This window comes from Salimicrobium flavidum (genome assembly GCF_900156645.1).
In the GTDB taxonomy this organism is placed as follows: Bacteria; Bacillota; Bacilli; order Bacillales; family Halobacillaceae; genus Salimicrobium; species Salimicrobium flavidum.
Genome location: NZ_FTOC01000003.1, coordinates 167731 through 192201, shown reverse-complemented (window position 1 = coordinate 192201; position 24471 = coordinate 167731). Strand labels below are relative to the sequence as shown.

Sequence of the window (24471 nt, the reverse complement as noted above, 5' to 3'; positions counted from 1 at the left end):
TTCTGCTTAGGACACGGGCTTCTGGAAGTTGGAGCTGGCCATAGAAAAGCGGAAACTTTCGTTTAGAAGCACTGGCTTAGGCAGGGAGGTCCTTTCCTGAAACCTTTACATCATTCAGAAAAAAGAACGAGTCCTTTTCCCCGACTCTTACTCTGATATAACGCCACATCCGCTTTACGCAATAGTTCCGAAAACGAGGAAGCTTGTTCAGGGTAAAAAGCGACACCCACAGAAAAAGAAGTGACGATACGCCGACCCGAGATATCATAAGGAAGCTCCAATTTATCCTGGATGCGTCTTGCCACTTTCCGGGCCACCTCCTCAGAGGACAGATGCCTGGCCATGATCGCGAACTCATCACCACCAAGGCGACCGACTGCGTCATGGCCGCGGATGATCCGTTTCAGCCTTGTACCTATTTCCTGCAAAAATTCATCTCCTATATCATGACCGTAGAGATCGTTCACTTCTTTGAACCCGTCCCCATCCAAATAGAAGAGAGCGATAGAACCTCCCTCGTCATCGATATCTTCCATCGCTTCTGTGACCTGGTCTTCAAAAAGTCGACGATTCGGCAATTCAGTCAGATAATCGTAATACGCGTATTCTTTCAATTTTTCCACATAATCCACCTCAGAAGTCACATCACGGGAAATAAGCACGAAATGAGCTTTGAATTTACCGGAAGGTACAGGGTGACCCCGGCATTCGAACCAGCGCCACAAACCGGATTCCATCAAAAGACGGACGCGGAACTGGAAGGACTCTTCGTAGTCACGACAACGCAAAAAAGTATGCAACGCAAGATCCCGGTCTTCCGGGTGAATATAGGAAGCGACATCATCTGCCATCCACCCTTCTACATGGTAACCGAGCCATTCCAGGTGAGACGGAGAACTATAAATCACTTTCGCTTTTTCATTGAAGACAGTGATCAAATCGTCCGAGTTATCCGCGATCACCTGAAACTTCTCTTCACTCTGGCGGATTCTTTTCGCTGCTTCGACTCTCTCCGAAATATCCCTGACTATGAAACTCACGGCTAGGACTTCATCACGCCGGTTCAGCATCGGAGCCATCGTGATTGAAACATCGATTTCGCGGCCGTTCTTGTGAAGACGCACGGTCTCAAAACCAGATACGGTATGACCTTTTTCCGCTTCCTTGAATAGATGGACGGTTTCTTCCTTTCTCGTCGAAGGCACGAACTGGAAGTCATTCGAGGACAACTCGTTGATACTATAACCATAAAGATCTTCAAAAGCTTCATTGACTTCCGCGATTTTCCCGTCCAGCGTAGTCACCAGCACAGCATCGGGGGTGCTCCGGAGAAGAGAGCGGAAACTGGCATCGGCGTCCATGATCTTTTCATTCTGTTCCACAATTTTGGTCTCATTCTTCGTGACCCCCATAATATGTGTCACCGTTCCATTCTCGTCAGGCAAAGGAGTAAGTATCGTGTTCCCATAAAAATATTCTCCGTCCATGGAGAGCACATCTTCGTAGGAATTCTCCTCCTTTTGATAGAGGACTTCCTTATATTTCTTTTCGACTTCAGCAGCTACAGGTTCGCTGAGAAGGGCAGTGATCGGCTGACCGTACAAATCTTCCCGGTTCACATGATGGTACAACTCCACAGCACGATTAACATATGTATAAGAAAAGGAATCCTCGTTGACCTCCATAATGAATAAGAGCTCAGACACCTGCTCCATCAAGGTTTTCAATAACTTTTCGTTGGTTGCAGTATGGTACGGCAAAAAAGACAAACGTTCCTCCGTGTTATTCTTCATAATGACTCCCCTACCTTCGACTTATCATACAAGACTTTTGTCGCAGAATATAATAACATTATACCGAATTTAGGAATAATAAAAAAGATACCTCCTGAAAAGGAGATATCTCACGTAACGGAATACACCCGCTGCTCTTTCGCTTCTTCCTGAGCCTGTTTGATCAGACAACGTCCTTTGCCGTGCGGAATGCACATCGGTGTTCCGAACAAAGGATCTTCCCTTACATCACAGATCATATCAAAGACATTATGCATCATGTCACAGGAGATGACTTCTTCCGGCTTCCCTTGAGTGTATACCGTCTGATCACGAACAGCCACAATGTGGTCAGCATAACGGCAGGCAAGATTGATGTCGTGCAGAACCATGACGATCGTCCGTCCGTGGTCCTTGTTCAAATCAAAGAGAAGGTCGAGCACTTCAATCTGATGTGTCATATCGAGATATGTCGTAGGTTCATCAAGAAGAAGGGTATCCGTGTCCTGAGCCAGTGTCATCGCAATCCACGCCCGTTGACGCTGACCGCCTGACAATGAATCCACGGTCCGCTCCCTCAGTTCTTCCAGATTCGTATCCACCAGTGCTTTGTTTACAGCTTCTTCGTCTTCCCCGGACCAGCGTTTAGCAAAGCTCTGATAAGGATGACGCCCCTGCTTCACCAGTTGATACACGGTCAGCCCCTCCGGAGTGGAAGGACCCTGCGGCAAAATCGCCATTTTTTTCGCTACATCTTTCGTCTTCATTTGGGAAATATCTTTCTGATCGAGAATCACTTCTCCATCTTTGGGCTTCAGCAGTCGCGCCAGTGAACGGAGGAGCGTCGACTTCCCGCACCCGTTACTCCCGATAAGTACGGTTATTTCGCCTTTAGGTATCTCTATATCAAGAGAATCGATGATAATCGACTCCCCGTAGCCCAGAGTAAGATTGTTGGTTCTTAGTGTATCCATATGGTATCTCTCCCTTATTCGCATAGGGTCACATTCGAATATTCAGACAATTTCACACGATTCATTTCTCTATTGAAATTGTACGTGGTCGTATATCTGTTGTCAATGAATTTGAGAATCATTTTCACTGAATAAAGCGGACCATCCAAGCAAACAGAGGTGAGATTCATCATTTTTCTTCCAGTTCCTTCATTCTTTCTTCCAGTTCTTTGACTTTGTTACTACTGTTCAACGCGGTCGTAAAAGCAGTAATGCCGAAGGTGAATCCCACCATTCCGAAAATGAAACCCATGATTCCGAAAGTCTTCATAATGACCCCCCACCCCTCTTTTTTACTTCTGTTTTGTCATCTTTCGTGATCGATCTCCATCCCTACAAGAGGAAGGATTGCCGCAAAGCTGAGCTTCTGTCCTCCGGAGGAGCCGGTCTTTAGCTGTACGAAGTAAAACCTATGTCCTCTGTCCACGCCTCTGATGTCCTTACAAAAATCACTCCGAGTTCGTGATGATCCCCTTCGTACAGACCGTGACCGGCATGGCGGATTTCACCCTGGAGGTCCCTTACTTCGAGCTTTGTGAAGGCCCCCCTGAAGTGAAGCTGTTCATAGAATTCCTTCTCTGTATGGACCGGCACACCGTTCACTTTGGAAATGATTTCGCCGGGCTCTATACCGATCTTCACTGCGGGAGTGCCGGTCACGACAGCGAGGACCCTGAGCCCCCGGGAGCTGTCCTGGAAAAGAGAAGTACCGCTTCTCTTTCCTCTCACATACACAGCAACGCGTCCAAGGATAGCAACGGCTATACTTATGTAGACGAGAGGGTCATACCAATAGCCTGCAATGGCCAGAACAAGGACGGAGCTGCCGAGAATCCTCATATGTCCAGCCAGCCGTTCAGCTGTAATCACAGGAAGTTCAGCTCTTGCCGTCCATTCGAAGGCACTGAAGAGCGGAAGAACTATGAGTCCATACCCGTCCCCTATCTCGAGTAAAGGAAACCAGAACAGATCCTGCAGAGGACCTGTCGGAAAGATTGCGACGACCGGCAGCCAGTGCAGGCGGCGGACACGGTGCTGCCCAAGCGTTTTTCCTCTCGGGCTGTTCAGCCGTTCCGGAAAAGACTCGTTCCTCCGCAATTGCTTTAAATGATGGGATTCGAAAAAAGCGAGTCCGGCAATCAGCAGAGCTACACTGATCAGGGAAACGGGCACGTCCCAGGGCAGGAATCGTTCGACAGGTGCGACAGCAAAAGCGGCGAGCCCACCGATGTATATGAATGAATACCATTTGAAACCTTTTGTAAAAGCGAGGAGTATAGCTATAGCCCCCATGAGGAGAAGAAATTCAGACGAGACCCACACACCCGCCAGAATGAATAACAAAGAAAAAAGGAGACTGTACACTACCGACGATTTCCGTTGGGTCCATTCTGCAAGTACAGGACGGATCCGTACGCCGAACATGCGTCTTTCTTTTTTGATACGCGCATACGTCAGAATCAGTGAAAACGCGCACGTGATATAAAACAGCGGCTGCAGAAACAGGCGTATGACTGCCTGCAGAGCTTCGTTCACAACTTCCATTCCAGGAACTCCCTTTCTTTGATCGTATGTAGAAAAAATCCCGTAGCCACGAAGACTACGGAATAGATATGCTTAAGCGGAAGTCTCTCCTCAGGAGGAGAAGAGAACCTCCAGCGCTTTTTGCATCTGCTTATCGTTTTCTTCTTTCTGGACTTCTTCCACCACTTTCTTCTCAAGTTCGCCCGCGGTCTCTTCGTTGATTTTACCGGTCACTTCAAGACCGTTTTCACTTTGAAAGGCTTCGACTGCGGCCTGGGTGCCTTCCCCGAAAGAACCATCCGTTTCCGCCTGTTCATAACCGAGCCCTGTCAGCATCTGCTGGGCGTTCTTCACATGGTCCCCGGAAGAAGCGACGCCGAATGTCTCCTCGACACTGACCGGGTGCGTGTAGAAGAATTCAGGCTGGCGTACTTCTACAGTAGGGGCTACCCCTTCTTCGTGAATCCAATTCCCGTCCGGGGAGAGCCATTTGAACATGGTAAGCTTCAATGTACTTCCATCTCCCATCGGTACAGCCTGCTGCACCGTTCCTTTCCCGAAGCTGGTAGTACCGACGACTGGATGATCCCCGATTTCTTTCATGGCAACGGCGAGGATCTCTGATGCGGAAGCACTGCCTTCATCGATCAGTACAGATATCGGATACTCTTTGCCTGACTCGCGCTCGGAGAAATATTTCGAATTCTCTCCGTTTCTGCTTTCGATCTGGACGATCGGTTTATCATTCGGAACGAGCTGCTTCAGGATATCCTGAACATCCGTGAACAGACCGCCCGGATTCCCGCGTACATCGATGACCAGACCCTTGATTCCAGCTTCTTCGAGTTCAGTCAGCGCCGTCTTGAATTCCTTCGACGTTTCTTCGGAGAAGGAGCTTATTTCAAGGACGCCCACTTTCTTCCCATCGACTTGCTTCGTATCTTTATAGACCGACTGTTTCGGAATCTCATCCCGGGTAATCGTTATGTAGATAAGGTCCGGCGCGCCGGGACGTTCCACAGTAAGTGTGACGTCTGTCCCTTTTTCCCCCCGGATTTTATTGACGGCTTCCTGAAGGTCGAGACCCTCGGTCGATTCTCCGTCTATCTTCATCACCTGATCATTCGGTTTCAGTCCAGCTTCTTCTGCTGGTGCCCCTTTGATAGGAGCAACGATCGTGACCGTATCCTCGACCATGCTGACTTCCGCACCGATGCCCTGGAAAGAAGATTCAATCGACTGATCGAATTGTTTCATCGTCTCCTGATCCATATATGTGCTGTACGGGTCGTCGAGCTTTTCAATCATCCCTTCGATCGCACCTTCCACCAGTTTATTCTTATCTACATCCTGGACGTAGCGTTCATTGATGATGGAATATGCTTTCTCCACCTTCTGCAGATTCGAGGAACCCTGCATATCTTCTATGAAAGATTTCTGCTCTTCTTCGGACAAATCTCCAAAACTTTCCTCACTCGTGGAGGAAGAATTATTCGTGGATGTCGCTGTCTGTTGCGGAGCGAACCACTGCATGCCGGCATACGAGCCGGCCGCTCCGACGAGAAGCGCTACAACCACGAGTACGATGATGTGACGACCTTTCCAGTTCATAGCTAGGACACCTTTCTCTTAAAAACTTAAATCCTTTTCTAATCTTAACACAGAAGAGGAAGATTGCTCGATGATTTTCTCCTCCCGTCAAAAATCCGTTTCCCCTACGTAAGAGAAACGGATTACGGCTATCATAGATCTCCCATTAGCGCTGTCTGTCCTTCCTTGCCGTAAAGTCTTCTAAAGAGGTCTATACGTCAAAACAGGAGCAATTCCCCTTCTTCATCAAGCCTGGCTCTTACATCATGCATCGTTTTCATGAAAACATGACGCTTCGTGCCGACGAGGACAATCGTATCTTCATAAACGGTATCTATTTTCACTTCTCCGGTTTCAGATGTGCCGAGGACGACACTCACTCCTCCACCTTCGAGCCCGGCTTCAAAGAGATGGAGCCCTTCTTCGGCAAACAGATAGCCACCCCTCACCACACCCGTGACCTCGATGTTTCTCCCGGCATGAAGCTTCGAGTTATAACATCCCTGCCCTTTGATCATGATATCCCCACTCGAATAAATTTGACTTTTGAGAGCGTACGGGATGACGATTCTATTGCCACTCTCCGTGACTTCTCCGTCCGTCGCTTCGAGCCATTCACGGATGTATTCCTCGAATTCCTGGATCGCCGTGATCGATTTGAACGAATCAGGATGATACAGCACAAACCCTTTCTCGATCCTTTCCTGGATGACGATCCATTCTTCATCGAGTGTGTCCCTGTGTTTTTTCACCTTGGCCACATAACGCAACATCGCCTGTCGCACCCAGGAAAGCTTCTTCTCCATAAGCAGACGGATGAGTGAACTGAGCCCTTTTTCCGACAGATCTTTATTCGAAAAAGCAGAAACCCCCGCAAGCTGCTCCGCTGCGGCTATACACTTCCCGAGACCGGAAAGCACCGTTTCCAGGTCATCCGTCAGCTCCTGGACGGTGAAGGTGCGCTCCCCGGAACTCAAGTTGCTCTGGATCACATTCCTTCCGCAATAGATGGAGCGCGCCGTGTTAATTTTGGAGAAATGGACAGAGCCGTGCACCTGCACTTCCCCTTTGGCTTTCACTTCCATAAACTCGAGCACGCTACCCCGGACCTCGACATCCCCGTAGTAATCGACATTTCCGTATTTCACGTCCACATTCCGGTTCACGTAAAGTTTCGGAACTACCTTCACTTTACAAAGCACGCCCCTGCGCTCCACGTCCAAACGACCTTCCGCGAGCGAGACGAGCTGGTCGGGTTCTACCAACTGTACACTTTTATCCAGTCGCAGTTTAGCTTCATGGACCGGCGGGGGCGGAATCTTTTCTCCATGAATATTGACCCCGGGCTCTCCGGGCACGGCATCGATGACTTTCCCGATCATTTCTCCGCGCGAGACGTTGGAAAACCGACGCGCATTTTTGAAATCGACCGTTCCGTTTTCTTTTTCCCTGTACTCCACTTTTTCTGCTGTCGTGTCTATATAGAACTCCACGTTTCCATTTGCACCTCGCGTCGGTGCTACCCCTTCAGCGATCATGAACTCCTGATCGGTTTCCGCATTGATAGCTTCTTCAATCGTATAATGAAGAATTCCGTCCGTAACGATATTCTCTTCAAGCCATTGATAAACGTCTTTTTTCGTAAGTGCATTTTCAATGAGTTCGATCTGTTTTGCAGTCACTTCCAGATTCCGGACAGGTTTCTGATCGATCACTTCATATTTCCATATCCTACCTACCTGAAGCTTCAAGTGGGCCTTCATCTTTTTCGCATCGATCTTCACTTTCCAAAATGTTTCTTCCTTATGCTCCTCGACCCGGGTTGTGAACACATCCCCCGGTTCGACGAGTGCGGTCCCCTTCACTTCTTCTCCGTTCCTGATAATCGCCACGTGATCGCCGGGAGTCACGGTCGGAAAATCCTTTTCTCCGCTGTGGTTATAAAATATTTTGCCATCTGTTATCCAGGCTTCACTTGACACTTCCGTTTCCACCGGAGGTGCAGGGGCTTTCTGGGAGGGTTGGTACTGCCGCATCTGTTCCATGTTATCGAGCCAGTCTTCTTCTGAGGGACTGATCGATTTTCCCTTTTTCTCCTCTGTGCTGTAGGTGACTTTCACCACAGCAGGCCTGGACCAGAGCATACGTTTTTTCCCGGAGTCGATCACTTCGATGTCCACCTGTTTCCGGTCTTTCTCCATTACCGTCAAAGCGGATTCAATCGCTTCTTCGATATCCTTCCCTTTGGAAACCATGCTTTGTACCACCGCACTCACCTCCCCCTGTCAATTTTTGAGCATTATCATCGTAATATCATCGTTTTGCGGCTTATTATTCGTGAACTGAGCGAGAGAATAAAGAATTTTACTGACAATCTCCCGGGAAGAGAAAGCTTTGATATCATGAAGCAAGGAATGGAGACGTTCTTTTGAAAACTGCTCTCCGGCCTGATTTTCCGCTTCCGTAATGCCGTCCGTGTAAAAGAGCACGCCTTCTCCGCACGCAAGCGTCAAAGACCCCTGTTCATAAGACTGATGCGGCAAGGCCCCTACCATTACCCCCTTCGCTTTCAGATTGGAAATTCCATTCTCTGTTATGTATAGCGGAGGGTTGTGACCGGCATTTGCGAACGAGAGCTCGTTTGTCCTTACATTCCAGTCCGCACAGAAGAGGGTAGCGAATGAACGGAGAGCCTTTAGATCGTCACATAGCGCTTCGTTCATCTTCCGGAGCGTCTCTCCCGGTCCTCCTGCATAAGAAGCCGTGGTACGAAAAGACCCCCTCAGCATCGTCATCAGCATCGCCGCAGGGATCCCTTTTCCCATCACGTCCCCTACCACTATCCTTATCCTTTCCTCATCAATCATCAGATAATCGAAATAGTCTCCCCCGATCAACCGGGCAGGTAGTGACATTCCACTCAGCGATCCGCGGAACAGTTCCGGCGGCTCTCCACTCAGGAGAGACATCTGGATACGTCTGGCGTCATCCATCTCTTTGTTCAGTTGACTCGTGGTGAAATGATTCATCAGATTACCCGCGAATGCCACTACGATACCCCTTTCAATACGGTGTCTTTTATTTCGAATATCCCCACGATGTCCAGAACTTCGTGGATCTCTTCGGACATATTTTCAAATTCCAGAGCGAACTCATTCTTTTCGGCAAGATAAATGAAATCGAGCAGTACTCCGATTCCCGTCGAATCGATGAACGATAAATAAGTGAAGTCGATCGTGCATAGATGGATACAAGAGAAGTCCTCGATATTTTCCAGTTCTTTATTCCAGTCGGGCACGGTGCTGATATCCAGCGTCCCGTCCAGGTATAGCGTCAGTTTATCTTCCTTACTCTGGGGAGTTATGGAAAACATCATTTTCCTCCTTCTGTTCATAGCTTTTATTTCCAGGAGGACCAGAATCCTGTTCTGATTGATCATCCAGCTTTTTCTCTATGATCAACACTGTCCCGTCCCCGTCCGTACTTAACAGCACACGGTCGGCAAACGTAAGCAACAGATGATACCCCTGGCCCAGGGACTCACTGGAAGAGTAACCGGCGTAAAGCGCGGCTTTCGGAATATCTTCTAAAGGGATACCGGCACCGTTGTCACTGACGACGATCCTTATCCTTCCATCCTCTTTGAAGGCGCGGGCCCGTCCGTTCTCCGCGTGTTTCAGAACATTCGTCGTTCCTTCAGACAAACACAGTTTCAGGAAGTATACTTCTTTCTTCGTGAAAAAAGATGCGATCGTCTCTGCCAATATTTCTCTCGCCCTCTTCACATCTTCGCTTTTCTGAATAGGGAGGTCGAACAGCTCCTCCCCCTTTCCGTAAACGAGTTCATGAGGCTCCTGAATCATCAGTTTCCCCTCGGTCACCGAAAAAACAACGTCACGATACAGTTTCCGGATTATTTCTTCCTGTTTTCTTTCATAGTCGAGCAGGGGAGTAACGTCACACATCACGATAGAGATGCCATCCTGTACGCTCTTCAAATGTACATCATATACATTTTTGGTATATTCATCCTCCAGGTACTGCTGATAATTCTCCATAGAAAAACGGTATCCCTCCAGGATGCTCCGTAAGCTTTCCTCCATAGGGACAACCGTTTCCTGTTCCCATTCGTCCAGGAACCTACCATTTTTGTAATTTACGGTCAGACACGTGCTGGATGTACGAAGAAGTTCATAATCCTCTCTGTTTTCAAGCACCCGGCTTGTCAAAGAAGGCACAGAGGCGCCCTCTATTCTTTTTTCGTATCCCCTGATTCTCTTCATCGTTTCGAAATCGAAGGTCTTCAGAAAATGTGCAGCCAATCCGGGATCGATGACCGTAGAGCATAGATTTTGAAATTCCTGTTTCTTTGTTGCACCGGATTCCACCTGGGTAATGCGTACATATTCTTCGGCCAAACGAAGGATCCGCGCCCCGAGAGGTATCTCTTTTTTTTGTAGACCTTCGGGGAAGCCGGAACCGTCCCAATGTTCCTGACGATAATATACATACTCCTGAGCTTTCGAATCTCCGATGTTTTCCGTTTCTCCCGCTTTTCTCTTTTTATCAAGGGGGTAAGAAACGGGCCCTTCAGCTGGAGTTCCGCCTGTTTCAAAAATCAAAGCGGCATCGTAGATCTCATCTATTTCTTCCTGGGAAAGGTTGAGTGAGGTTGCAATTTCCCGGGAAATAAATCCGATAAGAAGGGAATTACTGCTATCTCTGCCCCTGTGTGAATCTTTCATTTTCATCACCCCCTCCAGGATATGGTTATATTTTTCTAAGCTGGAGAAACTTTTTCACATCGATGACATACGATGATAAGCAGGACATCTACAAGTCTCAGAAAACATAGAGGTGAAGCGGACATATTAAAAAACATAAACGTTCATAGTCAAACTTATGGGAGAGTCTGAAATTTCCAATGGTTTCAAGGGGTCCTGCATAATTAAGCAACCAAAGAACATTCAAGGGTTAATAGTAGTTGTAAATTAGTAATTTCGATGCTGATCGATAGAGTGGGATGGTTTTCGGAAGAACAGGTGGGTAGCGCTCAGGAATTTATGAAGTTCTTTCAAAATTCCGGACGTCCTACCGGTTCACTCCAGGAAATGGTCTTGAAATGGGTAGAATCATGAGGTCTTCCGCTTTAGCGAATGACTTATATAGATGCAGAGAATGAGACATATCCAACCTTTTCCTTCCAATCAGATCAACAACCGAGCAATGAAAAATTGGCCGTGCTGTAACCCTTATGAAGGTTAAGGGGATTTGAACTTCGGATGATTCAGAAGCTGTTCAATGTTTGTCTCAATCCAATAATTACTTTTCACTGAGCATCACCACCTTTATTCGATAACCGGCTACCATAGAGGATTTCCCCGTTAGGCCCCTGGCTTTGCGCCCCCCGCTTTCACAAGGTTTGCCATTGTCGTAAAGAAGGACATATATAGTCTTTCATTGCCCGCGGCTGAGAAAATAAAGCGAAGTAAAGTCTTAAGAAGTAGTAACTCATTGGGTATGACAATCAGAAGATGCTCCGAAGGAAGGTGATATTCGTTAAGAGAATCATCGAATCAGGCAAAGCCTCGTTCAAGCCGGCCACTCGCCATTTCTCATCTCTCTGGAAGAGCCCTTCTGATTTGTGTTATTACTGTTCATTATAATAAAACATTTGTAGAAGTCAATGGATTATTACAAAAATGTGACAATTCTGAAGAATGTTTTTTATAAGACATTTCATGATCTTTCGATGTTGAAATCCTCCCTGCAGATGGGAAGTTCCCCGCATGCATGAATGCGGGCTTTCCGGAAATTTCATATGAGCGCTTCCGGTGATCGGTTTTGGGTCCTGTGAGTCAAGACGAAGTTTCATTCTCCACCTCTGAACTTGAACACTTCCTATGAAAAAAACCTCCCTGCAAGAAGATTTTCCTTACAGAGAGGTTTTTTCATTATTTTTGAATATATCAGAAACCGATGTAATTTCTCGGGTTAACAGCATTGCGTTTATCCAGTGTCCAGGAGCCGCGGTGGACTTCAAAGTGAAGGTGCGGACCTGTCGATCTTCCTGTGTTACCCATAAGACCGAGCTGCTGTCCCTGGTCGACCCACTGGCCTTCAGAGACCTGTCTGTTCTGCATGTGTGCATATACCGTCGTGTACACTTGGCCGTTGATGGAATGGGTGATCATAACAACATTTCCATAGGTACTCGACTGATAAGATCGGAACACCTGTCCTGCGGCAGAGGCGACGATCGGTACACCATTACCGCCGACATCAATACCGGAGTGCTGCTTTCCTCCACGAGGACCCATTTCAGATGTGACCGGGCCTCTTGCCGGGCGGATGAAGTCACTGCCGGTAGCTACAGGCGCAGAGCTAGTCGACTCAGAAGAACTTGAAGCACTGCTGCTTGAATTGCTGCTCGATGCGGACGAGCTACTGTTTGATGAGGATTCAGAGGCAGCTTTCTTTTCAGCTGCAGCAGCCGCTGCCGCTTCTTCTCTTCTCTGTCTCTCCCGCTCTTTCCGTTTTCTTTCCGCTTCGCGCTTTTGACGTTCAATTTCAGCGGCGCGGGCTTCAGCTTCCTGAATTGCGGACTGAAGGGAGGATTCCTGCTTCTCGAGAATTTCCTGCTCTTCTTCAAGAGCAAGCTTCGTTTCGTGGAGCTCGCCGTGCTCGACTTCGAGTTCAGCCATCAGTTCTTCTTTTTCTTTCATCTGACTGTCGAGGTCAGCTTTCAGCTGTTCCAGTTCCGCTTTCTGATCTTCGAGGGAAGCCTTTTTCTCTTCGACTTCCTTCTTCTTGTTTTCGAGCATACGCTTTTCTTCGACATGGGTGTCGAGGATATTCTTATCCTGATCCATGATCGTCGTTACCGCTGAAGCACGTTCTAAAAAGTCGCCAAAACTTTGGGATCCAAGGAGCACTTCTAAGTATTTGACGTCGCCGCCGTTTTGCTGCAAGGAGCGGAGACGATCAGATAAGAGTTCTTCACGTTTGGCTATACTGTCTTCGAGCTCAGTAATTTCCTGTTTCAGCGTTTCGATCTCTTCTTTCGTCTGAGCGATCTCTTCTTCTTTTTGTGTCAACTTTTCCTGTGTGTTAGAGAGCTTCGTGTCTATCTCTTTGATCGCTTCTTCTGTTTTAGCCTGTTCCTGTTCGTTTTTAGAGAGTTCGGATTCTTTCTGTCGTTTCTTTTCCGAAACGTCTCCCTGTTCTTCGTCGACGTTATTACGTTTCTCACGAAGATCGTTAATTTCATCATTCACACTGTCGAGGTTGGCGAAGGCCGTACCCGGAACAGCTGTGAACATGAGGGCGGCTGTAAGGACCGCCGCCATAAATGTTGAAGTATTTCTATTCATTTCTCCTATTCCCCCTAAACATGAACTATACTTTCAGGAATTTGCGTACGCTCATCACACTTCCCCAAATGCCGATGAACACGCCTATCGCTAAGATCAACGCCGACAGCTGCCAAATGAATGGATTGAACGGCAGTAACTGTACGAAATCGAAATTGATGGAATCTCTCAAATAGTAATAGAGGTAATAATACCCTCCGGCTAAAGCTGCAATCGGAATCACTGATCCCAATAGCCCGAGAAGCATGCCCTCTATAAAGAACGGCCAGCGAATGAAAGAATTCGTCGCACCTACAAGCTTCATGATTCCGATCTCTTTCTTTCTGGCGAGTATCGTAATACGCACCGTATTCGAGATGAGGAAAATTGCCGTGAATACGAGACCGATAATGAGTGCAAGTCCTATCGTCCGGGCATAATCGTTGAAGGTGAAAATCCGCTGAACGATCTCCTCGCCGTAATCCACCTCGTACACGTGATTAAGATTATTCACTTCGGATGCGATGGAATCAGCTGCAGTCGGCCGCGTCGGGTCGATGATGTAAACATCATTGAGCGGGTTCGTCTGTTCGAACAGTTCAAATGCCTGTCCCTGGTCTCCGAGACTGTCCACCAGTCCTTCGAGTTCCTCTTCCTTCGATGAATACTCTACGGATGCCACATTGTCGATCGACTCCATTTTTTCCCCGAGCTGATCCACCTGCTGTTCATTGGCCGTATTCTCGATGAAGACCCGTACCTCGATATCTTCTTCAATCGAACTTGCGAATTCATTGAGGTTCAGCATCACAGCGAGGAATACCCCTACAAGCAACAGGGTCGTCGTCGTCGCACCGATTGCTGAGACGGTCATCCATCCGTTCCGGAAAACACTTTTACTACCTTCTTTGACGTGACGGCCGGTGGTCCTAAATTTCATAACCGTAGTCCCCCCGGTTTTCGTCACGGACGATCATCCCGTCTTCGATAGCGATGACCCGTTTCTTGACTGTATTGACGATTTCCCGGTTGTGGGTCGCCATAAGAATCGTGGTTCCGGTAGCGTTTATCTCTTCTAAGATGTGCATGATCTCCCATGACGTCTCCGGGTCGAGGTTCCCTGTAGGCTCATCCGCTATCAGGATACGCGGACGGTTGGCAATCGCTCGTGCGATGGATACCCGCTGCTGTTCGCCTCCTGAGAGTTCGTCAGGGATGAATCTCGCTTTATTTTTCAGCCGGACCTGGTCCAGCACGTCCATGACTCTTGTTCGGATGTTCGCCGGATGTTCTTCGATCACTTCCAGCGCGAACGCCACATTTTCGTATACCGTCATTCTCGGCAGAAGGCGGAAGTCCTGATAGACGACTCCGACTTTCCTTCTCAACTTAGGGATGCGCTTCTCTTTCATCGACGCTAAATCGATATCGTTGATGAAAATGCTTCCCTTCGACGGTTTTTCTTCACGGAAAATCAGTTTGATGAATGTCGATTTCCCCGCGCCACTCGGCCCGACCACATATACGAACTCCCCCTGATCGATGTGTGTATCGAGACCATTCAATGCAGTGACGCCGTTTGGGTACGTCTTGTAAACACCCTGCATTTCTATCATTTTGTTAACCACCTATGCTTTTAATAATGTAGACTTCCTCGTTTTTTTCTCTTTTTCTCTCTCTAAAAGTCCTTCATCATTATAACATCACTTTCAGCGGTTTTCTTTAAACAAAACATTACAATTTTATTTCAGCTCTGAAACAGTTCGTTCTTAATAATAAACATTTTCCTAATCATACTACACCTTTTATATCCTCAGCAACTCTTTTCATAAAGTTCTGTTATCACTTCATTGTTGATTTTCGTTCTACGGGTGGAAGCTTGCCGGGGGCATGACGTAAACTTCCGGAATCTTCCTATTGTCGATTCCGGGGATTTTCCGTTCATGCTCATCCCGCAGGTGTCTCCACCCTTCGTTCCTAAAATCAACTACAGGCTTTAATAGAGCCTTCATTAAAAAAACCCCCACTAAAACAAGTGTGGGGGGGATGAATATAAGTATTATTGTTTTTGTGCCAACCAGCCTGCGATCTGCTGGGCTGTTTCATCATCTACATCCTGAGCTGGCATATCTCCGTTACCATTCTGGATGATGTCGACGATTTCGTCTTCGGAGTAGTCTGCCCCTACACTATCAAGAGCCGGGCCTACACCACCGCCGAGGTCGCCTCCGTGACAGCTGGAACAATTCGTCTGGTACGCTTCTTCCGCTGCTGCAGAATCCATTTCACCACCGCTGTCTCCGCTGTCGCCATTTCCTTCATCCATGCCTTCCTGTTCTTCGGTCGTCGTGTCGTCGCCGCCGGAATCGTCGGAGCTTTCATCGCCGCCTCCGCCTCCGCAGGCTGCAAGGACGAGCATCGCAACAAACAGGACCGATAATAATTTCCACTTCATGTAACCCCTCCTTTAGTTTTCTTCTATAGTGTTTAACCGATTCAGGACGTTTTGAAACCTTCCCCGAGGACTTCCGTCGCATTCATTGTGACAATGAACGCACCCGGGTCGATTCCCTTGATCGTCCTGGTGAGCTTCGTGAATTCATTCTGCTGAACGACACACATGATTACGGGCCTGTCCTCTTCCGTATAACCGCCGGAGCCTTTCAGCACGGTGACACCTCGGTCGATATCTTCAAGCAGGGCCCGTCTGACTTCCTCTTCCCGGTTGGAAATGATCATCACATTTTTCGAAGTGTTGAATCCCACCTGAACGAGGTCGATCGTCCGGCTCGTGATGAACAGCGAAATGAGGGCGTAAAGCCCTTCTTCCACGGAGAAAACGATGGCGGATGTGAATACGATCATACCGTCGAGGAGTGCAATACAGATGCCGAGCGGCAGTTTCGTGAACTTATGTACCACCTGCGCTCCGAGGTCTACTCCTCCTGTTGAGGCCCTTCCGCGGAAGACGATACCAAGACCGAGACCTACGCCCATTCCGCCAAAGATCGCACCTAACAGCGAATCGTTCGTCGGTACCGTGACATCACTCGTAACTAGTACGAAAAATGGCAACACCAGGGTACCGACAAGTGATTTGATCCCGAAATTCTTCCCGAGGATGAACAGCCCCATCGAGAAGAACCCTATATTCAGCACCCATTGGACGATTCCCGGTTCCCACCCGAATACATCTTTGGTGATGGTACTTATCCCTGCAACACCTCCGGAAGCGATGTTATTCGGAAGAAGGAACAGGTTGAACGCCAGGGCGACGAACAACGATCCGATAATGACATACATGAATTCTATCGTCAGCCGAATATGTTTCGGCATAGGCTCTCTTCGATATTTATCTAAAGTGACCAATGATATACCTCCCATCTGTTACCGTAACGGAGTATATCACCCGGGCTTTTCTGTGTAAACGACACTTGAATAACGCGCTACTTCGTTAAAGAAGAATCCTTCTGGACGAATTCCTTCATCATACGGAGCACATCGTCACGCATATCGTCACGCTCTAGCGCAAGCGCAATCGTCGTCTCGATGAAACCGAGCTGATCGCCGACGTCGTAACGCTCTCCTTCGAACTCATACCCATAGACCGGTTCGGACTGGTTGAGGCGCTCGATCGCATCCGTCAGCTGGACTTCCCCGCCGCGTCCGGTCTCCTGGTTCTCCAGAAGTTTCATGATCTGAGGTGTGAAAATGTAGCGGCCGATGATCGCAAGGTTCGACGGTGCGTCTTCGATCTTCGGTTTTTCAACGAAATGTTCCACTTCAAACATACGCCCGTGATGGGATTTAGGAGCGATGATTCCGTAACGATCCGTATGATCCTCCGGTACCTGTTTCACTCCGATAATGGAAGATTCCTTCTCTTCATACTGCTCCATCATCTGTTTCAGACACGGTTTGTCAGAACGTACGATATCGTCCCCGAGAAGTACCGCGAACGGTTCGTCCCCGATGAATTTACGGGCGCACCAGACGGCATGACCGAGACCGAGCGGCTCCTTCTGGCGGATGTAGTGGATATCGACTCTGGCCGACTGTTTCACTTTTTCCAGCTGCTCGAGCTTCCCCTTTTGAAGCAGATTGTTTTCGAGTTCAACGGCATGATCGAAATGGTCTTCGATGGCCCTTTTCCCTTTCCCGGTTACGATGATGATGTCCTCGATGCCGGAGTCGATCGCTTCTTCGACGATATATTGGATCGTCGGGGTATCTACGATCGGAAGCATCTCTTTCGGCATCGCCTTCGTGGCCGGAAGAAACCTTGTGCCGAGTCCCGCTGCCGGGATGATCGCCTTTTTCACTTGCATGACCTTCACCCTTTCTATGTAATATCCATTTCAGGGACAGTACCCTGTTTTCAGAAAAACTATGCGTCATTCCCCGCTTGATCCGGGTATAAAAGGGAAGAGCACCTGCTTAAGATGCTCTTCCTATTCATCTGAGTCTTTCTTACGCATGGCGGCTGACGTTTCACTTTTCCCGTCGCTATACCGCAGCTGTTTCTCAATTATCCATTTTGTACCTGAGGTAGGCGTTAATGAACATGTCGATCTGACCGTCCATGACTCCCTGCGTGTTTCCACTCTCCGCGTTGGTACGGTGGTCTTTCACCATGTTGTACGGGTGGAAGACGTAGGAGCGGATCTGGCTTCCCCAGCCGATTTCTTTCTGTTCGCCGCGGATTTCGTCCATCTCGCGCTGCTGGCGTTCGATTTCCTGCTGGTACAGTTTCGACTTCAGCATCTTCATCGCCTGCTCCCGGTTCTTGAGCTGGGACCGTTCATTCTGACAGGTCACGATCGTATTCGTCGGCAAGTGGGTCATACGTACGGCCGAGTCCGTCGTATTGACGTGCTGACCGCCGGCCCCGCTCGCCCGGTACGTGTCGACTTTCAGATCTTCGTTCTTCACTTCGATTTCGATCTGATCGTTATCGAACTCAGGCATCACTTCACATGAAGCGAACGACGTATGGCGACGACCGGACGAGTCGAATGGGGAAATACGGACGAGACGGTGGACGCCCTTTTCGGCTTTCAGGTAACCGTAGGCGTTGTGACCTTTGATCAAAAGGGTCACACTCTTCACCCCGGCTTCATCCCCGGGCAGGTAATCAAGGTATTCCACAGAGAAACCGCGGCTCTCCGCCCAGCGTTTGTACATACGAAGCAGCATGCTCGTCCAGTCCTGGGATTCGGTTCCGCCTGCACCCGGGTGGAGCTCAAGGATCGCATTGTTCTTATCATAGGATTCGCTCAACAGCATATTGAGCTCGAACTGATCGAGGTCCTTGTGAAGCTGAAGTACGTCGCTCTCAAGATCGGCGCGCATCTCTTCGTCCTGTTCTTCCTTGATCAGCTCATAGGAGACTTCCAGGTTCTCGAGCGTTTCTTCATGATCCTCGAGAGTGTTCACGATCTCTTTCAGACCGTTCACTTCCTGGATGACTGCCTGCGCCCTCTCCTGTTCGTTCCAGAAGTTCGGCTCGGTCATCTCCTCTTCCAATTCGGCGATGCGGGTTTTGCGCTGATCTACGTCAAAGAGACCCCCTGAAGTTCTTTAGTTGCTGGCTCGCATCATCCAGCTTGTGCTTGATTTCCGACATTTCCATTTCCTGATCACTCCTGTTTAATGATACTTCTTACCTGGGGGTGGCCCCTCCAGTCACGATCACTGACCGTGACAGTTCTTATATTTCTTGCCGCTTCCGCATGGACAAGGGTCATTACGCCCTACCGTGTCTTTCTTCACATACGGCTGCGGCTTCTTCTTCTCTTTCGATTCTCCGCCGCCGGAGACGGCTGTCGCTCCTTCCGCCACTTCCTGACGCTGCAGGTTGTTGCGGATTTCGGCCTTCATGACGTAACGGGACGATTCTTCGTCGATGGCCTGGACCATCTCTTCGAACATGCGGAACCCTTCCATCTGGTATTCCTGGAGCGGGTCGTTCTGTCCGTAGGCGCGCAGATGGATTCCCTGACGGAGCTGGTCCATCTGGTCGATGTGGTCCATCCATTTCTGATCGACCGTACGAAGCAGGATGACTTTTTCGAACTCGCGCATCTGTTCTTCAGTGAGGTCCGCTTCTTTTTCCTCGTAACGCTCGAGGATCTTCGTCATGATCAGTTTTTCCATCTCTTCCGGATCTTTGTCCTTCAGATCCTCTTCAGTGATATCTCCCTGCATGAGCAGATTCGACTGGACGTAGCTGACGATCGCTCCGATTTCCCAGTTCTCCTCGACTTCATCCGAGGTATGGGCCTGGACGGTGCGGGCCACGGTACGTTCGATCATCTGCTCGACGATTTCACGCAGATTGTCGGAAGTAAGCACTTCAAAGCGCTGCTTGTAAATGACCTCCCGCTGCTGACGAAGGACATCGTCAAAGGAAAGGATCGTTTTACGGGCATCGAAGTTGTTCCCTTCCACCCGTTTCTGCGCCGACTCAACGGCACGGGAAATCATTTTACTCTCGATCGGCTGGGAATCATCCATGCCGAGGCGTTCCATCATACTGCGGACGTTGTCGGAGGCGAAGCGGCGCATCAGCTCATCGTCGGTGGACAGGTAGAAGCGGGACATACCCGGGTCTCCCTGACGTCCGGCACGACCACGGAGCTGGTTATCGATACGTCTCGATTCGTGACGCTCCGTACCGATGACGGCAAGACCTCCACAATCGACGACGCCTTCCCCGAGCTTGATGTCGGTACCACGACCGGCCATGTTGGTGGCGATCGTCACGGCGCCTTTCTGCCCGGCATTTTCGATGATTTCCGCTTCACTGAAGTGGTTTTTCGCGTTCAGTACGTTATGCGGCACGTTCGCTTTCTTCAAGTAGTGGGAGATCGTTTCACTCGTCTCGACCGCTACCGTACCGACGAGTACCGGCTGACCCTGCTCATAGCGTTCCTTGATCTCTTCGACGACAGCGCGGTACTTTCCGTCGGTCGTCTTGTAGACGAGATCGGCATGGTCTTCCCGGATGATCGGTTCGTTCGTAGGAATCTGAACGACGTGCATATTGTAGATGCTCAGGAATTCTTCGGCTTCCGTTTTCGCTGTACCGGTCATGCCGGCGAGCTTATCGTACATACGGAAAAAGTTCTGGAAGGTGATCGATGCCAGCGTCATGCTTTCATTCTGGATCGGCAGACCTTCCTTCGCTTCGATCGCCTGGTGGAGACCGTCACTGTAGCGGCGGCCTTTCATGAGACGTCCGGTGAACTGATCGACGATGATGACCTCGCCGTCCTGGACGACGTAATCGGAGTCGCGGTGCATCGTCTGGTGCGCTTTCAGTCCCTGGTTGATATGGTGGATCAGCGATACGTTCCCGAGATCGAACAGGTTGTCGATCTTGAAGTAACGCTCCGCTTTGTTGATCCCTTCTTCTGTCAGCTGGACGTTTTTCGTTTTTTCATCATAGGTGAAGTCCTCTTCGATCGCCAACAGACGGACAAACGCGTTCGCCGTGTTGTACATATCGGCCGACTTCTTGGCCGTTCCTGAGATGATCAGGGGTGTACGCGCTTCATCGATAAGAATCGAGTCGACCTCATCAATGATCGCGAACGGAAGCGGGCGCTGTACCATCTGTTCTTTGTATAGCACCATGTTGTCCCGCAAGTAGTCGAATCCGTACTCGTTGTTCGTTCCGTACATAATATCCGCATTATAGGCTTCGCGCTTCTCGTCTTTCGTCAGATCGTTCGTATTGAGTCCTGTCGTCATTCCGAGAAAGCTGTACAGCTCTCCCATATCCGTGGAGTCACGGCTGGCGAGGTAATCGTTGACGGTGACGATATGGACGCCTTTGCCGGTTAACGCATTCAAATACGCCGGCATGGTGGACGCGAGCGTCTTCCCTTCCCCGGTCTTCATCTCGGCGATGTTGCCTTCATGCATCGCAATCGCACCGGTCAGCTGTACCGGGAACGGGCGCAAACCGAGCACACGTTTCGCTCCTTCACGTACAACAGCATACGCCTCGACGAGCAGGTCGTCGAGGCTTTCTCCGTCTTCGTATCGTTTTTTGAATTCATCCGTTTTCTGACGAAGTTCTTCATCCGAAAGTTTCTCTATCTCAGGCTCCAGTGCTTCAATCTTATCGACCGTCTTCTGAAGTCGTTTAATTTCACGCTGGTTGGCATCTCCAAACATTTTCTTCAATGATCCAAGCATGTTGCACGCTCCTCTGTTTCATAGCTATGTCGTATTTATATCCAATCTATATGATAACACTAGCATAAGTTGCGTGACAACTAATCACCGTCGCTCCGGCACGCTTTCCTTCTGATCGATCAGGTTCTTCACTTCGTTGTTTATGACCGCCATCATTCCGATCAGCTGGGCGACCGTTTCCTCCTGCTGGCGGACTCTACTCTCCAGACGTTCGCACTCTATACACATCGTTCATCGCATCCTTTCTTTTCCCTTTTATAGCATGGTTGCAGAAAAGAAACAAAAGGGGAAGAAGACGATTTTCGTTTCAGGGGTTTGTGAAAATGACGGTTTCGGAACGGGAATTTTCGGTTTTAATTTAGAGCTTAGGGCAGAAAAGAGTATTCTCTAAAAAACTTTGTGGTTTTTCGTTGTTGATTTTCGTCTCTGCAGGTGGAAGCTTGCCACGGGGAGGGTCTCAACTTCCTGAAACTCCTCTCACGGAGCTTCAGGCGATTCTCGGCTCATACTATTCCCGCAGGCGTCTCCCCCCCCCCCTTCGTTCTAAAATCAACAATAGCCTTTAACAGAACCGAAACAAAAGAAAGACCCTGATCGGAATCAAGGCCTTTCGGTTTCTATTTACGTCTCGATCAGGCCATAGCGACCGTCGCGACGTTTGTATACGATATTGGTTTCATCCGTTTCCGCATTCGTGAATACGTAGAAATTGTGTCCCAGCATGTCCATCTGAAGCGCCGCTTCCTCGGAAGCCATCGGTTTCAGATCGAATCTCTTCGTACGGACGATGTTCACATCTTCATCGTCTTCCTGGAGACGTTCCTGCGCTTGTTTTTCTTCCATTTCAGCGAAAACGTATTTAGGAGCACCCTCTTGACGGGCCTTGCGGTTAACTTTTGTTTTATGTTTACGGATTTGTCGTTCTAATTTATCTACAACCAGATCAACCGCAGCGTAGAGATCTGTGTTATGCTCTTCTGCACGAAGCAGAAGGTTCTTCATAGGGATGGTAACCTCAATCGTCTGCTCACTGTTGTAGACACTCAGGTTCACGTGGACCTCAGAAGACGGAGGTGTGTCAAAGTAACGCTCTAGCTTCGTCACCTTTTTCTCCACATAATTTTTGATTGAATCTGTCACTTCCAAGTTTTCACCACGAATATTAAATTGGAACATATAGAAGTGTCCTCCTTTCATCCTTATACCTTACATTCTACCATACCCTCCGGAATTTCTGCATAAACTACAGGGAATTTTCAGAAAAAATTTAAAAAAGCAGGGAAACCGTTGCTGCGACAAGGTTTCCCTGCTTTTTACATATACATTCATCACTTGCGGGTAGCGACGAATGAAGGGTTCTGCAGGTCTTCTCTGTTGTACGTGAGGTCTTTATCAGTATTCGCCACATGAACGGCGCCGCCTGCAATCTCCACAATCGCCTGGCCGGCAGCCGTATCCCATTCCATCGTCGGCTTGAAGCGTGGATAGAAGTCAGCTACGCCTTCTGCAATCAGGCAAAGCTTCAGAGAGCTTCCAGACGTGAGTGTCTGCACGGAAGGATAGTTCTCTTCCAGTTCTTTCACGAACGCATCTTCCTCTTCGGACTGATGGGAGCGGCTCACGATGACCGTCGCTGCCTCACCGTTCGATTCGATGGCAGGGAGACGCAGAGCCTCCAGCCCGTCCTGATAACTGTCGAGTACGGATGTGAATTTATAGGCGCCTTTGGCAGCGTCCGCGACATACAGGTCCTGGAGCGCCGGTGCGTAGACAACACCGAATACCGGCTTGCCGTCCCGGATGAGCGCGATGTTCACGGTGAATTCGCCGTTACGCTTTACGAACTCCTTCGTTCCGTCGAGCGGATCGACGAGCCAGTACTCGTCCCAATCCTGGCGCTCTTCATAAGAAATGTCCGAGCCTTCTTCACTGAGGATCGGGATAGATTCATCATAGTCTTCGAGATGCTTCACGATGATATCATGCGCTTTCTCATCCGCTTTCGTGATCGGTGAATGGTCTTCTTTTTCTTCTACATCAAAATCCGTCTCATAAACATTCATGATTTCCTGTCCTGCCCGTAAGGCAGCCTTAATAACTTCCTGCATAGTTCCAAAACCTCCAATTTACTGTGCTACAAGGGGATGTACCCTAAATCATATCAGCGGAAACGCCTGTTTAGCGACAGAAGTAGAGCGGCCGCAAGTGTCCTCACCTTCATCCCTATATTCGGTCCCGGCACAAAGAAAAACACCTACGCCGGACTCACTTTTTCGAGTCAACATAGGTGCCGTCCATCGTAGCGACGTTCGCATAAGGGTTCGTATAGCTCTGCTTCCCTTTGCGCTGCTTTTTATTGTTGCGCATTTCGGCTTTCAGTTCATTGAAAAGGAACTCCAGGCGACGCTGCATCGACCCGTCCTTGGAACGGACTTCCGTCAGAATCGCCATCTCCTCCTCCGTCTCCGGTGATTTCAATTCCCTCAGGAGCTCCCCGCGCTCCTCCACCAGACTCTCTACGTTTTCCATAATGGCGCTGCGGTTCTGTGTCGTCACTTTCTGATTGATCTCACTCTCCAGATCCCGGTTGACCTGGAGCAGACGCTGCCAAGTCATTACGCTTCACCACCGACGGCATGCTGCACTTTACGGGATTCCTTCACAACTTCCTTCCACGTGTCCCGGAACTCTGTCGCGAGCCCCTGCACTTCTTCGAGAATCTCGTCATCGTTCTGGATATTCGCTTCCATAAGACGACGATTCATGTAGTCGTACAAGGGAAGCAATTGATTCGACACTTCATAATCCGGATTCACCGTCACCATCAGTTCACGGATGATGGCTTGAGCTTTCTGGATATTCGTATTCTTCGCTTCGATTTCTTTATGTTCGACCGCTTTTCTCGCAGCTTTGATGAACTTGATGCAACCATTGTAAAGCATGAGCGTCAGTTCGCCCGGAGAAGCGGTTTCTACGGAATTGTTCTGATACGTTTTAATAGACATAATATCCTCC

The 24471-nt window shown here is 49.0% G+C and carries 22 protein-coding genes and 1 riboswitch; all 22 genes read right to left on the bottom strand.

The genetic code is table 11. From position 1 onward, the window contains the following. Positions 1 to 110: 110 nt before the first annotated feature. The 22 genes from BW944_RS05975 to fliS all read right to left on the bottom strand — a co-directional run bounded on the left by BW944_RS05975 (position 111) and on the right by fliS (position 24461). Positions 111 to 1793 (bottom strand): sensor domain-containing protein, encoded by a 1683-nt coding sequence (locus BW944_RS05975; RefSeq protein WP_076557720.1) that lies wholly within the window; start codon positions 1791 to 1793, stop codon positions 111 to 113. 110 nt (positions 1794 to 1903) lie between these two features. Then, entirely contained in the window at positions 1904 to 2746 is an 843-nt protein-coding gene (locus tag BW944_RS05970; RefSeq protein WP_076557717.1) for an ABC transporter ATP-binding protein, read from the bottom strand. Positions 2747 to 2915: 169 nt separating this feature from the next. Further along, positions 2916 to 3056: a hypothetical protein gene (locus BW944_RS15135; protein ID WP_200806499.1), complete on the bottom strand. Its 141-nt coding sequence runs from the start codon at positions 3054 to 3056 to the stop codon at positions 2916 to 2918. Between the two features lie 119 nt (positions 3057 to 3175). Next, complete coding sequence (locus BW944_RS05965) at positions 3176 to 4330, bottom strand: PDZ domain-containing protein (protein ID WP_076557715.1); 1155 nt, start codon at positions 4328 to 4330, stop codon at positions 3176 to 3178. Positions 4331 to 4420: 90 nt separating this feature from the next. Then, complete coding sequence (locus BW944_RS05960; RefSeq protein ID WP_076557713.1) at positions 4421 to 5920, bottom strand: S41 family peptidase; 1500 nt, start codon at positions 5918 to 5920, stop codon at positions 4421 to 4423. A gap of 197 nt (positions 5921 to 6117) precedes the next feature. Continuing rightward, positions 6118 to 8166, bottom strand: a complete 2049-nt coding sequence (locus BW944_RS05955; RefSeq protein WP_076557711.1) for a FapA family protein — start codon at positions 8164 to 8166, stop codon at positions 6118 to 6120. Positions 8167 to 8184: 18 nt separating this feature from the next. Then, on the bottom strand, positions 8185 to 8949 hold the full coding sequence (locus tag BW944_RS05950; RefSeq protein WP_084193652.1) for a PP2C family protein-serine/threonine phosphatase: 765 nt from the start codon (positions 8947 to 8949) through the stop codon (positions 8185 to 8187). Then, on the bottom strand, positions 8949 to 9272 hold the full coding sequence (locus BW944_RS05945; protein WP_076557710.1) for an STAS domain-containing protein: 324 nt from the start codon (positions 9270 to 9272) through the stop codon (positions 8949 to 8951). The genes BW944_RS05950 and BW944_RS05945 overlap by 1 nt, the downstream gene beginning before the upstream one ends. Beyond that, on the bottom strand, positions 9247 to 10644 hold the full coding sequence (locus BW944_RS05940; RefSeq protein WP_076557708.1) for an HD domain-containing phosphohydrolase: 1398 nt from the start codon (positions 10642 to 10644) through the stop codon (positions 9247 to 9249). Before BW944_RS05940 ends, BW944_RS05945 begins: the two co-directional genes overlap by 26 nt. Before the next feature lie 606 nt (positions 10645 to 11250). Beyond that, positions 11251 to 11336, bottom strand: a riboswitch (cyclic di-GMP riboswitch). Between the two features lie 532 nt (positions 11337 to 11868). Then, positions 11869 to 13272, bottom strand: coding sequence for a murein hydrolase activator EnvC family protein (locus BW944_RS15400; protein ID WP_084193649.1), 1404 nt, complete (start codon positions 13270 to 13272; stop codon positions 11869 to 11871). A 25-nt stretch (positions 13273 to 13297) separates the two neighbouring features. Beyond that, positions 13298 to 14191, bottom strand: coding sequence for a permease-like cell division protein FtsX (ftsX, locus tag BW944_RS05930; protein WP_076557707.1), 894 nt, complete (start codon positions 14189 to 14191; stop codon positions 13298 to 13300). Then, positions 14181 to 14867 (bottom strand): cell division ATP-binding protein FtsE, encoded by a 687-nt coding sequence (ftsE, locus tag BW944_RS05925; RefSeq protein ID WP_076557703.1) that lies wholly within the window; start codon positions 14865 to 14867, stop codon positions 14181 to 14183. The genes ftsX and ftsE overlap by 11 nt, the downstream gene beginning before the upstream one ends. Before the next feature lie 443 nt (positions 14868 to 15310). Continuing rightward, positions 15311 to 15706 (bottom strand): cytochrome c551, encoded by a 396-nt coding sequence (gene cccB / locus BW944_RS05920; protein WP_076557701.1) that lies wholly within the window; start codon positions 15704 to 15706, stop codon positions 15311 to 15313. Positions 15707 to 15747: 41 nt separating this feature from the next. Further along, the gene (locus tag BW944_RS05915; protein ID WP_076558072.1) at positions 15748 to 16587 is read right to left on the bottom strand and encodes a YitT family protein; all 840 of its coding nucleotides are present in this window, start codon (positions 16585 to 16587) and stop codon (positions 15748 to 15750) included. Between the two features lie 110 nt (positions 16588 to 16697). Next, positions 16698 to 17579: a UTP--glucose-1-phosphate uridylyltransferase GalU gene (gene galU, locus BW944_RS05910; protein ID WP_076557699.1), complete on the bottom strand. Its 882-nt coding sequence runs from the start codon at positions 17577 to 17579 to the stop codon at positions 16698 to 16700. A gap of 196 nt (positions 17580 to 17775) precedes the next feature. Beyond that, positions 17776 to 18883 (bottom strand): peptide chain release factor 2 gene (gene prfB, locus BW944_RS05905; protein WP_143525662.1). Its coding sequence is split into 2 segments (ribosomal slippage): positions 17776 to 18810 and positions 18812 to 18883, totalling 1107 coding nucleotides; the frame shifts between segments, so codons are not numbered across the junction. A 59-nt stretch (positions 18884 to 18942) separates the two neighbouring features. Beyond that, positions 18943 to 21456, bottom strand: coding sequence for a preprotein translocase subunit SecA (secA, locus tag BW944_RS05900; RefSeq protein WP_076557697.1), 2514 nt, complete (start codon positions 21454 to 21456; stop codon positions 18943 to 18945). Between the two features lie 84 nt (positions 21457 to 21540). Beyond that, positions 21541 to 21684 (bottom strand): hypothetical protein, encoded by a 144-nt coding sequence (locus tag BW944_RS14990; RefSeq protein ID WP_159438168.1) that lies wholly within the window; start codon positions 21682 to 21684, stop codon positions 21541 to 21543. Positions 21685 to 22077: 393 nt separating this feature from the next. Continuing rightward, positions 22078 to 22632, bottom strand: a complete 555-nt coding sequence (hpf, locus tag BW944_RS05895; protein WP_076557695.1) for a ribosome hibernation-promoting factor, HPF/YfiA family — start codon at positions 22630 to 22632, stop codon at positions 22078 to 22080. 152 nt (positions 22633 to 22784) lie between these two features. Continuing rightward, a complete protein-coding gene (cysQ, locus tag BW944_RS05890) occupies positions 22785 to 23564 on the bottom strand; it encodes a 3'(2'),5'-bisphosphate nucleotidase CysQ (protein WP_076557693.1) in 780 nt (259 codons plus the stop codon). 157 nt (positions 23565 to 23721) lie between these two features. Continuing rightward, on the bottom strand, positions 23722 to 24072 hold the full coding sequence (locus BW944_RS05885; RefSeq protein WP_076557691.1) for a flagellar protein FliT: 351 nt from the start codon (positions 24070 to 24072) through the stop codon (positions 23722 to 23724). After that, the gene (gene fliS, locus BW944_RS05880) at positions 24072 to 24461 is read right to left on the bottom strand and encodes a flagellar export chaperone FliS (RefSeq protein WP_076557689.1); all 390 of its coding nucleotides are present in this window, start codon (positions 24459 to 24461) and stop codon (positions 24072 to 24074) included. The genes BW944_RS05885 and fliS overlap by 1 nt, the downstream gene beginning before the upstream one ends. Between the last annotated feature and the right edge of the window lie 10 nt (positions 24462 to 24471).

Coding starts and splice junctions, on each gene's coding strand:
- BW944_RS05915 (WP_076558072.1), bottom strand. CDS start 16,587: ATGCCGAAACATATTCGGCTGACGATAGAATTCATGTATGTCATTATC.
- BW944_RS05975 (WP_076557720.1), bottom strand. CDS start 1,793: ATGAAGAATAACACGGAGGAACGTTTGTCTTTTTTGCCGTACCATACT.
- hpf (WP_076557695.1), bottom strand. CDS start 22,632: ATGTTCCAATTTAATATTCGTGGTGAAAACTTGGAAGTGACAGATTCA.
- BW944_RS05945 (WP_076557710.1), bottom strand. CDS start 9,272: ATGTTTTCCATAACTCCCCAGAGTAAGGAAGATAAACTGACGCTATAC.
- BW944_RS05965 (WP_076557715.1), bottom strand. CDS start 4,330: ATGGAAGTTGTGAACGAAGCTCTGCAGGCAGTCATACGCCTGTTTCTG.
- BW944_RS15400 (WP_084193649.1), bottom strand. CDS start 13,272: ATGAATAGAAATACTTCAACATTTATGGCGGCGGTCCTTACAGCCGCC.
- BW944_RS05885 (WP_076557691.1), bottom strand. CDS start 24,072: ATGACTTGGCAGCGTCTGCTCCAGGTCAACCGGGATCTGGAGAGTGAG.
- ftsX (WP_076557707.1), bottom strand. CDS start 14,191: ATGAAATTTAGGACCACCGGCCGTCACGTCAAAGAAGGTAGTAAAAGT.
- fliS (WP_076557689.1), bottom strand. CDS start 24,461: ATGTCTATTAAAACGTATCAGAACAATTCCGTAGAAACCGCTTCTCCG.
- secA (WP_076557697.1), bottom strand. CDS start 21,456: ATGCTTGGATCATTGAAGAAAATGTTTGGAGATGCCAACCAGCGTGAA.
- BW944_RS15135 (WP_200806499.1), bottom strand. CDS start 3,056: ATGAAGACTTTCGGAATCATGGGTTTCATTTTCGGAATGGTGGGATTC.
- BW944_RS05960 (WP_076557713.1), bottom strand. CDS start 5,920: ATGAACTGGAAAGGTCGTCACATCATCGTACTCGTGGTTGTAGCGCTT.
- cccB (WP_076557701.1), bottom strand. CDS start 15,706: ATGAAGTGGAAATTATTATCGGTCCTGTTTGTTGCGATGCTCGTCCTT.
- BW944_RS05940 (WP_076557708.1), bottom strand. CDS start 10,644: ATGAAAGATTCACACAGGGGCAGAGATAGCAGTAATTCCCTTCTTATC.
- cysQ (WP_076557693.1), bottom strand. CDS start 23,564: ATGCAGGAAGTTATTAAGGCTGCCTTACGGGCAGGACAGGAAATCATG.
- ftsE (WP_076557703.1), bottom strand. CDS start 14,867: ATGATAGAAATGCAGGGTGTTTACAAGACGTACCCAAACGGCGTCACT.
- galU (WP_076557699.1), bottom strand. CDS start 17,579: ATGCAAGTGAAAAAGGCGATCATCCCGGCAGCGGGACTCGGCACAAGG.
- BW944_RS14990 (WP_159438168.1), bottom strand. CDS start 21,684: ATGTGTATAGAGTGCGAACGTCTGGAGAGTAGAGTCCGCCAGCAGGAG.
- BW944_RS05970 (WP_076557717.1), bottom strand. CDS start 2,746: ATGGATACACTAAGAACCAACAATCTTACTCTGGGCTACGGGGAGTCG.